This window comes from Mesorhizobium sp. M1307, from assembly GCF_040318155.1.
Taxonomy (GTDB): domain Bacteria; phylum Pseudomonadota; class Alphaproteobacteria; order Rhizobiales; family Rhizobiaceae; genus Mesorhizobium.
The window spans coordinates 258,147-271,250 of the sequence record NZ_JAMYLR010000002.1 but is presented as its reverse complement, the minus strand read 5'-3'; the positions used below and the strand labels follow the sequence as shown (position 1 = coordinate 271,250).

General features: G+C 63.4%; 13 protein-coding genes. 6 read left to right on the top strand and 7 right to left on the bottom strand.

What is annotated here, in order from left to right; all coding sequences use genetic code 11:
- Positions 1–63: 63 nt before the first annotated feature.
- Positions 64–1,041, bottom strand: a complete 978-nt coding sequence (locus NKH16_RS05380; RefSeq protein ID WP_352742174.1) for a tripartite tricarboxylate transporter substrate-binding protein — start codon at positions 1,039–1,041, stop codon at positions 64–66.
- A 184-nt stretch (positions 1,042–1,225) separates the two neighbouring features.
- The gene (locus NKH16_RS05375; RefSeq protein ID WP_352821148.1) at positions 1,226–1,681 is read right to left on the bottom strand and encodes a DUF2214 family protein; all 456 of its coding nucleotides are present in this window, start codon (positions 1,679–1,681) and stop codon (positions 1,226–1,228) included.
- A gap of 226 nt (positions 1,682–1,907) precedes the next feature.
- Between NKH16_RS05375 and NKH16_RS05370 the strand changes: the two genes are divergently transcribed.
- The 6 genes from NKH16_RS05370 to NKH16_RS05345 all read left to right on the top strand — a co-directional run bounded on the left by NKH16_RS05370 (position 1,908) and on the right by NKH16_RS05345 (position 7,895).
- On the top strand, positions 1,908–2,447 hold the full coding sequence (locus NKH16_RS05370) for a GNAT family N-acetyltransferase (RefSeq protein ID WP_352448306.1): 540 nt from the start codon (positions 1,908–1,910) through the stop codon (positions 2,445–2,447).
- Between the two features lie 205 nt (positions 2,448–2,652).
- A complete protein-coding gene (locus NKH16_RS05365) occupies positions 2,653–3,630 on the top strand; it encodes a Bug family tripartite tricarboxylate transporter substrate binding protein (protein WP_352448305.1) in 978 nt (325 codons plus the stop codon).
- A gap of 155 nt (positions 3,631–3,785) precedes the next feature.
- The gene (locus tag NKH16_RS05360; RefSeq protein ID WP_352448304.1) at positions 3,786–4,319 is read left to right on the top strand and encodes a tripartite tricarboxylate transporter TctB family protein; all 534 of its coding nucleotides are present in this window, start codon (positions 3,786–3,788) and stop codon (positions 4,317–4,319) included.
- Positions 4,320–4,323: 4 nt separating this feature from the next.
- Positions 4,324–5,847: a tripartite tricarboxylate transporter permease gene (locus tag NKH16_RS05355; RefSeq protein WP_352742169.1), complete on the top strand. Its 1,524-nt coding sequence runs from the start codon at positions 4,324–4,326 to the stop codon at positions 5,845–5,847.
- A 15-nt stretch (positions 5,848–5,862) separates the two neighbouring features.
- Positions 5,863–7,047, top strand: a complete 1,185-nt coding sequence (locus tag NKH16_RS05350) for a CaiB/BaiF CoA transferase family protein (protein WP_352448302.1) — start codon at positions 5,863–5,865, stop codon at positions 7,045–7,047.
- The gene (locus tag NKH16_RS05345; RefSeq protein ID WP_352703002.1) at positions 7,044–7,895 is read left to right on the top strand and encodes a citryl-CoA lyase; all 852 of its coding nucleotides are present in this window, start codon (positions 7,044–7,046) and stop codon (positions 7,893–7,895) included. Before NKH16_RS05350 ends, NKH16_RS05345 begins: the two co-directional genes overlap by 4 nt.
- Positions 7,896–7,973: 78 nt before the next feature.
- Here the strand turns inward: NKH16_RS05345 and NKH16_RS05340 are convergent, their stop codons facing one another.
- The 5 genes from NKH16_RS05340 to kdpC all read right to left on the bottom strand — a co-directional run bounded on the left by NKH16_RS05340 (position 7,974) and on the right by kdpC (position 13,093).
- The gene (locus NKH16_RS05340) at positions 7,974–8,483 is read right to left on the bottom strand and encodes an NUDIX hydrolase (protein ID WP_352703000.1); all 510 of its coding nucleotides are present in this window, start codon (positions 8,481–8,483) and stop codon (positions 7,974–7,976) included.
- Positions 8,484–8,613: 130 nt separating this feature from the next.
- Positions 8,614–8,919, bottom strand: coding sequence for a hypothetical protein (locus NKH16_RS05335; RefSeq protein ID WP_352702998.1), 306 nt, complete (start codon positions 8,917–8,919; stop codon positions 8,614–8,616).
- 120 nt (positions 8,920–9,039) lie between these two features.
- Positions 9,040–9,732 (bottom strand): response regulator transcription factor, encoded by a 693-nt coding sequence (locus tag NKH16_RS05330; RefSeq protein WP_352448298.1) that lies wholly within the window; start codon positions 9,730–9,732, stop codon positions 9,040–9,042.
- Complete coding sequence (locus NKH16_RS05325) at positions 9,729–12,470, bottom strand: DUF4118 domain-containing protein (protein WP_352742165.1); 2,742 nt, start codon at positions 12,468–12,470, stop codon at positions 9,729–9,731. The genes NKH16_RS05330 and NKH16_RS05325 overlap by 4 nt, the downstream gene beginning before the upstream one ends.
- 53 nt (positions 12,471–12,523) lie before the next feature.
- A complete protein-coding gene (gene kdpC / locus NKH16_RS05320) occupies positions 12,524–13,093 on the bottom strand; it encodes a potassium-transporting ATPase subunit KdpC (RefSeq protein WP_352502664.1) in 570 nt (189 codons plus the stop codon).
- Between the last annotated feature and the right edge of the window lie 11 nt (positions 13,094–13,104).

Sequence of the window (13,104 nt, the reverse complement as noted above, 5' to 3'; positions counted from 1 at the left end):
GCCTCACGGGCGTGCCGATGCCGGTGTAAAAACGGGGCGCTGGCGGCGCCCCGTTAAAAACCTTTAGTCGGCGTACTGGCCGGCCGCTTCGATGATCGGCTTCCAGCGCGCAATCTCACTTTCCAGCTTGGCCTTGAGCGCGGCCGGCGTGGCATCGGCCTCGGGCGACGGCTTGGTGCCGAGTTCGGCAAATCGGGCGACGACGTTCTGGTCCTTCAGCGCCACCTGCAGAGATTTCGACAGGCGTTCGGTGATCTCGGCCGGCGTGCCCTTGGGTGCATAGATGCCGTGCCAGATGCCGACCTGCACCTGGGGAAGACCGGCCTCTACCGTCGTCGGAACGTCCGGCAGCACGTCTAGCCGTTGCGGCGAGGTTACGGCATAAGCCTTGATCGTGCCGCCCTGGATCTGCTTGGTGGTATTGGTCGTCTGGTCGCACATGATGTCGACCTGGCCGCCGAGAAGATCGGTCATGGCCGGGCCGGTGCCCTTATAGGGTACGGTGACCAGCGGCGTGCCGATGGCGCTCATAAACAGCATGCCGCACAGATGCGAGGCGGCACCGATCCCGGCATTGGCAACGGTGATGCTGTCCTTGTTGGCCTTGGCGTAGTCGACCAGCCCCTTCAGATCGGTCGGCTCGAGGTCCTTGCGGCCGACGATGGTCATCGGCACCTCGGTGACGAGGCCGACATATTCGAATGCGTTCAGCGTGTCGTAGGCGAGCTTTCTGTAGAGCGTAGCACTTGTCGCCATGCCGATGTGATGGAGGAGCAGCGTGTAGCCGTCAGGCTCGGCATTTGCGACGCGGCCCGCGCCGAGCGTGCCGCCGGCGCCGCCGACATTCTCGACGATGACCTGCTGGCCGAGGTCCTTCGACATGGCTTCCGCGACAAGACGCGTGACGGTGTCAGTAGGGCCGCCGGCCGAAAACGGCACGACAATGGTGATGGTGCGTTCGGGGTAGGTCTGCGCGCCAGCGGCCGGTGGGTAAAGCATGGCGGCCGCAGCGACAGCTAGCGCGGCGACGAATTTTCTCATCGTGATTCCTCCCAGGATATGATTGCCAACCGCTGCGCGGAGTTCCTCTCAAAACCGAATGTAGATGGAGCAATAACTAGCGCAACCCGACAAATGACAATCGGGCTCAAACGGCAAACTGCACGTCTATCCGCGCAAATGAGTGGGAAGGCTGGGCCGTGCGATGCCCTTCCTCCAACCTATGCTAGTAGCCATAGCCGCGCGCCATCGCCGCCGCGAACACCGGGATCAATAGGAAGATCAATGCCTCGGTGCGGACATAGGTGCGAACGGACGTTAGCTCCGCCGCAGGCACCTGGAAGCCGGGATTGGCGACTACCTTCCTGTTCCAGGACAGGAAACGGATGGTCGGGATAATCGACAACAGGCCGACAATGGCGAAAGCGGCCATCTTTGCCCAGAACATCCAATTGTAGACGTAGAATTCCCAGCCCTTCAGACCATAGACGACGCGGCCGATGCCGGCGACGATGATCAGCATGGCGATGATGCCGTAGTGGCGATCGATGCCGACAAGCCGCTTCAGCGTCGCGGCGGACAAGTCGCTGCGGATCAGGACGAACTCGGCGCCGATGATGCCTGCCAGCGAAAACACCAGCAGATGATGGAAGATGGCAAGCACAAGGTCGGTGGTGTCCATGCTGTTCCCCTCTGTCGGACGGCAGCGCCGAAACCCAACGCGCCTGAACCAGTACTGGAGAAAAACTAACACCGCCTGGCAGGATTCACATCAGCCTGGAAGATGATCTACACAGCCTTGGCTCTTGTTTTTCGCAACGGATTTGGATTTCCCGTCTCGGGCGTGTCGCTGTCCCCACTTTTGGAAGACCTGCATTAGGCACCGGCAACACAACCGAGACATGATCATGGCCAGTCCGCATACAATTGTCGCCCCAGTGATTGAGACCTCGCGCACGGTCCTGCGGCCGCACCGGCTTGACGATTTCGACGCCTATGTCGCAATGTGGGCCGATCCCGTCGTCACCCGCTTTATCGGCGGCAAGCCGCGCACGCGGGAGGAAAGCTGGATGCGCTTCCTGCGGCATGCCGGCCTGTGGTCGCTTCTGGGCTACGGCTTCTGGGCGATCGAGGAAAAGGCGACCGGCCGCTTCATCGGCGAGGCCGGCTTTCACGATCTGAAACGCGACATGACGCCGTCGATCGAGGGCATTCCGGAGGCCGGCTGGGCTCTGGTTTCGGGCGTGCATGGCCAGGGGTTGGCCAGCGAAGTCGTCGCACGGGTGCTTGCCTGGGGCGACGAGACGTTCGGCGCCGCGAAGACCGTCTGCATCATCGATCCGGAAAACACCGGATCGCTGAACGTCGCGGCAAAATGTGGTTATGGCGAAGTGCTGCGAACCGTCTACCAAGGCAAGCCGACCATCCTGCTGGAGCGGCAACCCTGACGGATGCTGTTTGGCACTGCCTGCCACGTCGTCTTCGGGCGTCCGGTTCGCCAGCCTGAAAATCGCGCAGGCCGATTGCCGCATGCGGAGTGTTCTGTCTTTGACAGGAGGACGCAAACTCTGCATGAATTTTATCGAGCGGGTCTGAAGTCAGGCCACGTTTCTGGCAGGCACCGGAGGAGGTGTCGCGATTTGGAGGAATCCCATGCTGAACAGACGCCGATTCTTGATGAGCACCGCGGCAGCAGGTGCTGCCGGACTCGCGCAATCGCATTTTATCCCCGCCTTCGCGCAGGACGCGCCGCAGCTGCAGATTTTCGTGCCAGCGGCGCCAGGCGGCGGCTGGGACCAGACGGCGCGCGCCATGGACCAGGTGCTGCGCAGCGAAAAACTGATCTCCGGCTCGCAGATCACCAATGTCGGCGGCGCCGGCGGTACTGTCGGCCTGCCGCAATTCGTCAACCAGTGGAAGGGCAAGGGCAATGCGCTGATGGTGGCTGGCATGGTCATGGTCGGCGCGATCATCGCCAACAAGGCGGCTAACAACCTTACCGAGGTCACGCCAATCGCCCGCCTTACTGGCGAGTTTGAGGCGCTTGTGGTGCCGGCCGCCTCGCCATTCAAGACTGCGGCCGACTTTGTTGCCGCCCTCAAAGCCGACCCGACGCAGGTTCCGGTCGCCGGCGGTTCGGCTGGCGGCTCGGACCACATCTTGTTCGGCCTCATCGCCAAGACCGTCGGTGTTCCGGCCACCAATCTCTCCTATGTGCCGTTTGCCGGCGGTGGCGAGGCGCTCTCGGCGCTGCTCGGCAACCAGGTCGCGGCCGGCATCTCCGGCTATGGCGAGTTCGCCGAACAGGTCAAGGCGGGTGCGCTGCGGCTGCTGGCCATCTCCGCAGATAAACGCCAGGAGGGAATCGATGCGCCGACGATGAAGGAAGCCGGCATCGATGTCGAGCTGTTCAACTGGCGCGGCGTCTTCGCACCGCCCGGCGTCTCGGACGCCGACAAGGCAGCAATGATCAAGCTGATCGAGACCATGGCCAAGAGCGACGCCTGGGCCACCGAATGCAAGAACCGCAACTGGACGCAGATCCTGCTCACCGGTGACGATTATACGAAATTCGTCGCCGAAGACACGGCCCGCATCGGGACGATACTCAAGGACCTCGGCCTGGCGTGATGCTCTCGGCAAGGGGCGGCCTGCGCCAACCCTTGCCGACTTTCGCCAGCCGCATGGACATACGCGGCGCCGGAGGTGAAACTACGCCGAGATCGGCCGAGTGAGACCGGTCTAAGGAGAACCGGCCCCAAGGGACCGACATTGGGAGGACGATGATGAGCACCAGCGACCAGCCGGCGCCGCCGCGCCTTGCAGTGCCCGAACTGCTGATCGGCGTCGGGCTCCTCGCCTGTGCCGGTGCGGTTGCCTGGCAGACGCTGGCAATCCCGGTGTCGCCGCTCTATTCCAAGGTCGGTCCGACCGTCTTTCCCTACATCACCATGACCGGGATGGTGATCCTGTCGCTGCTGCTCATCATTGCCGCCTTGCGGGGCGGCTGGCAGCCGGAGGACGAAAAGGAGACGCCGACCGACTGGAAGGCGATGGGCATCGCTGCCCTCGGACTGATCGCCAACCTCGTGCTGATCCAGCCGCTCGGCTTTACCGCTGCATCTGTCGTCATGTTCGTTCTCATCTGCCACGGTTTCGGCAGCCGGCGTCCGCTGCGTGACGTGCTGCTCGGGCTGATCCTGGCGCTGGCCGCCTATTTCGGCTTTGCCAGGGCGCTTGGCGTCAATATCGGCGCCGGCTTCATCGAAAACCAGCTGAACGCGATCGTCGATTCGGTCGTTGCCATGCTGAGGGGCTGACGCCATGGAAACGCTCGGCCATCTCGCGCACGGATTTTCGGTCGCCTTCTCGCCGATCAATCTCATATGGTGCCTGGTCGGCACCACGCTGGGGACTGCGATCGGCGTGCTGCCCGGCCTCGGGCCGGCACTGACCATCGCGCTGCTGTTGCCGATCACCTACCAGGTGGCACCGGAGGCGTCGTTCATCCTGTTTGCCGGCATCTACTACGGCGCCATGTATGGCGGCTCGACGACATCGATCCTGCTCAACACGCCTGGCGAAAGCGCCACCATCGTCACCGCGCTGGAAGGCAACCGGATGGCCCGCTCCGGCCGTGGCGGTGCGGCGCTGGCGACCTCGGCGATCGGCTCCTTCGTCGCCGGCACGCTGGGCACGATCGGCGTTGCCTTCCTGGCGCCGATCGTCGTCAAATTCGCGCTGGCCTTCGGCCCGGCCGAATATTTCTCGCTGATGGTGCTGGCCTTCATCACGGTTTCGGCGGTGCTCGGCTCGTCGTCGGTGCGCGGCCTGACCAGCCTGTTCGTCGGCTTCGTTGTTGGTATGATAGGCGTCGACCTGCAGACGGGGCAGCCGCGCTTCACCTTCGGCACGAGCGAATTGCTCGACGGCGTCGACGTCATCGTCGTCGCCGTTGGCCTGTTCGCCGTTGGCGAGACGCTTTACATGGCCTCGCGCCGCTATGCCGGCAAGGACGATATCGTGCCGTTGAAGGGCTCGCTCTACATGACCGCAGCCGAATGGGCGCGCTCGTGGAAGCCATGGCTGCGCGGTGCCCTGATCGGCTTCCCGATCGGTGCCATGCCGGCCGGCGGCGCCGAAATCCCGACCTTCCTGTCCTATGCGATCGAGAAGAAACTCTCCAGACACAAGGAGGAGTTCGGCACGGTCGGCGCCATCGAGGGCGTTGCCGGGCCGGAAGCGGCCAACAATGCATCCGCGGCCGGCGTGCTGGTGCCGATGCTGACGCTCGGCCTGCCGACCTCGGCGACGGCCGCGATCATGCTGTCGGCGTTTCAGAGCTACGGCATCAATCCGGGGCCGCTGCTGCTGACGACGCAGGCCGACCTGGTGTGGGGGCTGATCGCCAGCCTGTTCATCGCCAATGTCATCCTTGTCGTCCTCAACCTGCCGCTGATCGGGCTTTGGGTGCGATTGCTGAAGATCCCGGCGCCGCAGCTCTATGCCGGCATCCTGGTGTTCGCCACGGTCGGCACCTACGGCATCTCGCAATCGCCGATCGACCTCGCCATCCTCTATCTGCTCGGTGCCGCGGGCTTTCTGATGCGGCGTTTCGATTTCCCGACCGCGCCCGTCATCATCGGCATGATTCTCGGGCCGCTTGCGGAAACGCAGTTCCGCCGCGCGATGACCATCTCGAACGGCGATTGGACGGTGTTCTACAAGCATCCGCTGTCGCTGACGCTGCTGACGCTGGCCTTCATCGGGCTGGTTGGACCGCATATCTGGGCCTACATCGAGCACAGGCGCATGCGTGGACCGGAGCACGTGCCGGGCGATGCCTGAGCTGTTCGTGACGTCATGACAGACCTGCTTTCCGGCATCCGCGTTCTCGACCTGACCAATGTGCTGGCCGGCCCCTATTGCGCCTACCAGCTGGCGTTGCTCGGGGCCGACGTCATCAAGGTCGAGACGCCGCAAGGCGGTGATCTGGCGCGCCAGCTCGGCGCCTCTCCGGAGCTCAACCGGGCGGGCATGGGCGCTTCGTTCCTGGCGCAGAATGCCGGCAAACGCTCGGTGGCGCTCGATCTCAAGCAGGAGGCCGACCGCGAACGCTTCCTCGATCTGGTCGCTTCGGCCGACGCGCTGGTCGAGAATTTCCGCCCCGGCGTGATGAACCGGCTGGGGCTTGGCCATGCCAGGCTGAAGGAGGTCCGGCCAAGCCTTGTCTACTGTGCGATATCGGGCTTCGGCCAGACCGGGCCGATGCGCGACAATCCAGCCTACGACCAGATCATCCAGGGTCTTTCCGGCATCATGAGCATCACCGGTACACCGGAAACGGCGCCGCTGCGTGTCGGCTATCCCGTCGCCGATACGCTTGGTGGGCTGGTCGGAGCCTTCGCCATTACCGCCGCACTGGTCAAGCAGAAGACGACTGGCGAGGGCGCGTTCCTCGACGTGTCGATGCTCGAATGCACGCTTTCTGCGCTCGGCTGGCCGGTGTCGAACTATCTGACGGCGGACGTCGAGCCGCAGCCGATGGGCAATGAAAACATGACGGCCGCACCGTCTGGCGCGTTTCGCACCGGCGACGGCTTGCTCAACATCGCCGCTAACAAGCAGGAGCAGTTCGTCGCGCTCTGCCGATTGATCGGCCGGCCGGAGCTGGCCTCGGATGTCCGCTTTGCCGAGCGCGAAACGCGCAAGCAGAACCGGATCGCATTGAAAGCGCTGATCGAGGACGCCCTGGCGAGCGGCTCTGCCGCCGCCTGGGAGGAGACGTTCAATCGCGCCGGCGTGCCGGCCGGCCGGGTGCTGACGATCCCGCAGGTCCTGCAGGAGCAACAGGTGGTCGAGCGCGGCATGACGGCACGCTTCCAGGCTGTGTCCGGGATGGCCAGACCGCTGACCGTGGTGCGCGGCGGCTTCATGGTCGATGGCGAGGCACCTTTGCCGAGCAGGCCGCCGCCGGGGCTCGGCGAGCATATGGACGAGGTTTTTGCCGGCCTGCCGCCGCGTGCCAGGAAAAGAGCGAAGGCATGAGCGGAACGCAAAACAAGACTGGTCGCACACGCGGCGAGGAATGGTGGCAGACCGGCATCATCGAGATGCGCCCCGGCGTCATCCGGCTGCGCGGCTATGAAATCCAGGATCTGATCGGCCGCGTCAGCTTTCCGGCAATGATCTGGCTGATGCTGCGCGGCGAACTGCCAAGCGAGGAGCAGGCGGCGCTGCTTGGCATCGCGCTGGGTGCTGCCGTCGACCACGGGCCGCAGGCGCCGTCGATCGCCATCGCCCGTATGGCGATCACCTGCGGCGTCGGCATCAACAGCGCCATGGCATCAGCCGTCAACGTGCTTGGCGATGTGCATGGCGGCGCCGGCGAACAGGCGCTTTCCTTCTACGGAGACATCGCTGCCGAACTGGACGCCGGCATGCCGCTTGCGGACGCCGTGTCGGCGCGGCTCGATCGTTTCCTTGCCGGGGAAAACGGCTATGTGCCCGGGCTCGGCCATCGTTTCCATCCGGTCGACCCGCGGGCGCCCCGCCTCATCGAGCTAACCCACGACTTTGCCGCGCGCGGCATCGTCAGCGGGCGCTTCGCCGACATCGCCGAGGCGATCGAGGCCGAGGTGGCGCGGCGCAAGGGCAAAAAAATCCCCCTCAATATCGACGGCGCCACGGCCGTCATCTACGGCGAGCTCGGCTTTCCGCCGCCGCTGACGCGCGGCCTTTTCGTGCTGTCGCGCTCGGTCGGTATCCTCGCACATGCGTGGGAACAGTCGCAGGAAAGCGACCGCAACAAGGGGCCGCTGCCGCGCGAATGGCTGTGGGCCTATGCCGGCACGCCGGCGCGGCCTCTGCCCGAGGAAGACGATGGCAGTCAGTGAGGCATCGGTTCAAGAGACGGCGGCGGCGGGCGCTGGAATCAATTCCATCCCGACACAGTCGGGACAGGCCTCCATCTTCTATTGAGCGGGATCTTTTCCGAACGCCGGACTCTGCTTTTTGGGATTATGCTCCAGCTCGGCAATCCTGATGTTCCTCACCAGCGCCGAAAGATCCGGCTCGTCGATGAGCAACGCCGCGTCGGCTGGTGCCAGCCATGCCCGCTGCCGCCTCCTGGCTTCCTGCCAGTCGGCAAGTTCCTCGGTTACTTCCAGCAAATAGACGACGACGTCGACACGGACGAAGCGGTTTGCCAGCCGCTTCCAGTAGGAATAGGTGCCGGCCGGTTGTTTCAGTGTCTTGCCGAGAACGCCGGCTTCTTCCTGTGCTTCGATAGTGGCCGCCTTGCGGCCGCTCTTGCCCTTCATCGGCCAGCCCTTCGGCACGATGAAGCGCCTCGTCGTTCGCGATGTGACGAGCATCACCTCGACTCCGCCATGCCCATTCAGCCGAAAGGGGATCGCCGCGACCTGGCGAACCCCGTCGCCCTTCCTTGCCTTGCGTACAACCTTCTTCTTGCTGGCTGCCATTCGATAATCCAGTCGAATCGGTGCCCAGACGGCAAGGGCAGCGTTGCAAACTCGCCCGCTTTCAATGGGGCGCAGGCGGAGCGGTTTCCCCAGTATATAAGTCGGCTAAATAAATGAAAGGGACCGGTCGTCAGCGGCAAGAGCTGACAAAGCCGCTCCCCGACGGCAGCAACTGGCAAGTTGGCCTCATCTGCGGCACCTCCTGCCGTTGCGGTATTGGGATTTGGCGATCCTGGGCACGGTACTGCTGTTGCTGCTGCTGGTATTGCTGCCGACGCAGCCTGTTCTCCAACATCTGCAACTGGTCCTGCTGGATCAACACGTTGCGGTCGGCGGGACTGACGACCTGTGCCGATGCAGCAGGATTTACGCCCGACAGCATCGCCGCAGTCAGCATTGCCGACCCTAAAAACGTCAATAGACGAAGCCGTGACATCCATTCATTCCCGCACAAACCGATCTTCCCTTAATATAGGGCTTTTGTCCGGCGACACCATGGCCGCCGCTGATTTGAAGCGGATTGGAAGGGGCATTTCCGCTTCGGATGCTCGTCCCGTCAATCGACTTCGCGCAGCCGGTATCCGACGCCGGTCTCGGTCGTGATATAGCGGGGCTGGTCGGGCGTCTTCTCAATCTTTAGCCTGAGTTGCCGGACATAGACTCTGAGATATTGAACGTCGGTGGAATCGCCCCAGACCTGCTTCAGCAGGAACTGGTGGGTGAGAACCTTGCCGGCGTGCTGCACCAAGGTGCGAAGAATGTCGTATTCCTTCGGCGAGAGCTTTATCTCCTTGTCCTCGACCTTGACGATGCGCTTCACCAGATCGACGGAGAGGTCGCCGGTCTGGAACACCGGTCTCTCACCCTGCTGCTGGAACTTGTGGCGAAGCGCGACGCGGATGCGTGCGACAAGCTCGTTCATACCGAATGGCTTGGTGACATAATCGTCGGCGCCGAGTTCGAGGGCCGAGACGATGCCGGCCTCGTCGGTTCGGCTGGAAAGAATAACCACGGGAATGTCCAGGCCATCATCCCGCCATTTGCGGAGCAACTCATGCCCGCTCATGCCGGGCAGGCCGAGATCGAGCAGCACAAGGTCCGGCTTTTCCGTCGCGATGAGTTCAATCGCCGCCCTGGCGTTCGGCGCCTCGCTGATCGCATAGCCTTGGCTGCCAAGCCCGACGCGAAGCAGTTTCCGGATCGGCGGTTCGTCGTCCACCACCAATATCCTGACGTCCAGGCTCGTCATGCCAGATCGTCCATATTTTGATGGCCCGTCTCGGGTTCGCCGAGATTGGGCAGTTCCGCCGGCACCAGTTGCATCCTGATGGTGAAAACCGCCCCCGAGCGGTCGGACCTGTTTGCCGCCAAGAGCGTCCCGCCCATCGCTTCGATGAAGCCGCGGCAAATCGACAGGCCGAGCCCCGTGCCGGCACGCACCTGGTCACCCTTGCGCACACGGTAGAAAGTGTCGAAAACGCGCTCTAGATCCGCTGGCGGAATGCCTGGTCCCTCATCCATGATCTGCAGGATGACGAAGCCGTTGTCGGCCCAGGCTTGCAGGCGGATCGTCGAACCTGGCGGCGCGTATTTTGCAGCATTGTCGAGGAGGTTGAACAGCACCTGTTCGAACAGAACGGGGTCGACCCGCAACATCGGCAGATCCGATGGAATGTCGATCTCGGTCTTATGCTCGCCGACGATTTTGCGGGCCCGATACAGAGCTGAACCGACAATGTCGCCGAGATAGTGAAACGCATAGTTCGGCTCCATCGTGCCGGATTCGATCTTGGTCATATCGAGCAGATTGGCGATGAAGCGGTTAAGCCTCTCCGCTTCATCGAGCACGGTCGACAGCAGTTCCGCCCGGTCCTGCTCGGGAAGCGCGGCCTCGAAGTCCCTGAGTGTTCCGGCCGCGCCCATGATGGCGGCAAGCGGCGTTTTCAAATCGTGGGAAATGGAGGTGAGCAAGGCTGAGCGCAGACGGTCTGCCTCGGCCGCAAGCTTGGCCCGGTCAACATCGGCGACGAGCTGGATGCGCTCGATGGCGACCGCCGCCTGGTCGGCGAGCGCATCGAGCAGACGCTGCTGCTCGGGTGTCAGCAGCGGACCTTGCTTGTCGTTGTCGAGGCCGACAACGCCTACCGCCGTGCGTCCGGTCCGCAAGGGCAGATAGAGGCGCTTTGCTCCGGGCAGCGTGTCGGCGCCGCGCCCGGCGGCGCGGTTATGCTCCCAGGCCCAGCGGGCTGCTGCGATGTCGGCCTCGGCCAGCGTGTCGTCGGGTGGGTAGCCGGCTTTGACCGCAATTGTGCCGTTCTCCGGCAGAAGCAGCACCACGCGCAGCTTCAGCATCGAGGCGATCTGGAAGGCAGTCGCCCAGAGAACGTCATCAAGCGTCCCAGCGCCGGCGAGCTTCTTTGAGAAGAGATAAATATCTTCCGTGGCGCGTGCCCGCGAGCGCGCAGCGACCGCCTGACGCTGCACGCGCGCTGTTAGATTGCTGGCAATGACCGCAACAACCAGGAAGACAGCCAGCGCAACGATGCTCTCCGGATCCTCGATCGTCAGCGTGTAGCGTGGTTCCAGGAAGAAATAGTTGAAGGCAATGGCGCTGATGAGGCAGGCATACAAAGCCGGCCAGAGACCGCCGGTCACCGCCGACGTCAGGACCCCAATGAGAAAGATGATCGCCAGATTGCGGACGTCGAGAAACTGGTCGAGAAGGACGGCGAAGGCGAGCGAGCCAACAACATAGGCCGTGGCCATGAGATAGGGCCAGATCTCGAACTGCCACTGCTCGTCCGCCGCCTTGACGGTCCTCGACGTCGCCTCGGCGTTGCGTTCGCTTCCCGAAATGACATGGACGCTGATGTCGCCGGCATTGCGGATGAGATCGTAAGTGAGCGAGCCTTCGATCAATTCCCGCCAGCGCGATCGGGTCGGCCTGCCGATCACGATATGGGTGAAGTTGTTCGCCGTCGCATGCCGAACGATGTCTTGCGCGACGTTCTGACCCGGAATGGTCGTCACCTCGGCACCGAGCTGCTCGGCAAGGCGCAGCTGCGTCGCCAGCCGATCCTTGTCCTCCTCGGGCATGGCAGCTGAACGAGGGGTATCGACATGAAGCGCCGTCCAAGGGGCGCGGAGCCGGTCGGCCAACCTCCGCGCATAACGTACACGGGCCGCCCCGCCCGGACGCGCATCGACGCAGACGAGAACCCTTTCCCCCGCCGCCCAAGGCCCGGGTATCGCGTGGGCCTGCATGTGGGTCAGCAACTGCTCGTCGACCCGCTGGGCAGTGCGGCGGAGCGCCAATTCCCGGAGCGCCGTCAGATTGCCCGGCGAGAAATAGTTCTCGATGGCGCGCTGGGCGGTGCTGGGGATGTAGACCTTGCCTTCCTCAAGCCGTTTGATCAGATCGTCGGGGGTGAGGTCGATGATCTCGATGTCGTCGGCCTGGTCGATTATGGAGTCGGGGACAGTTTCCCGCACCCTGACGCGGGTGATCTGCGCCACGACATCGTTCAGGCTCTCGACGTGCTGGATATTCAGCGTCGTGTAGACATCGATGCCGTGCGTCAGGATTTCCTGGACGTCGAGATAGCGCTTGGGGTGACGGCTGCCGGCGACGTTGGTGTGGGCGAGTTCGTCGACCAGAACTAGCGCCGGGTGCCGGGCGAGGATGGCGTCGAGATTCATCTCCTCAAGGATCCGCCCCTTGTAATCGATCTCAAGGCGAGGAATGACCTCGTAGCCTTCGACCAGCGTCTGGGTTTCCTTGCGGCCGTGCGTCTCGACGATGCCGATCACCACGTCGACCCCGTCGGCCAGCCTGGCGCGGCCCGACATCAGCATCTCGTAGGTCTTGCCGACACCGGGGGCGGCGCCGAGAAATATCCTCAGGCGGCCGCGCTCCTCCCGCTCGGCATGCTCGAGCAGCGCGTCGGGAGAGGGCCTGGTTTCGGCGGTGCGTCTGTCGTCTGGCATACGGGTCAATCATGAACGGCGCCGGCTTCGGTGTCGATCCCGGCGCCGGTCCTTCACTGTTTCATGGCATCGTCCAGCGCAAGGTTGAGGGCCAGCACATTGACTACCGGCTCGCCGATGAATCCCAATTCGCGATCTTCGACATGGCTGTCGACAAGCGATTTGATCCTGGATTCATCGACGCCCCTGGCCTTGGCCACCCTGGCAACCTGAAAATAGGCCGCATCGGGGCTGATATGCGGATCGAGGCCGCTGCCGGACGTGGTGACCAGATTCATCGGTACCGGCTGGCTCGGGTTTTCGGCTCTCAGCTTTTCGGCGTCGCTCTTGATCCTGTCGATGAGCTTCGGGTTGGTCGGGCCGAGATTCGAGCCGCCCGAGGCGGCGGCATTGTAGCCGTCGCCGGCAGCCGACGGGCGGCCATGGAAGTAGCGGTCGCTTTCGAAAGCCTGGCCGATCAGCTCGGAACCGACGAGCTTGCCGTCCTTCTCGATCAGGCTGCCATTGGCCTGGCGCGAAAACAGCGCCTGGGCAATGCCGGTCATGCCGATCGGATAGACCAAACCCGTCAGAATGGTGAAGAAGACGATCATGACGATCGCGGGCCTGATTTGATTGAGCATCGACGTGGTTC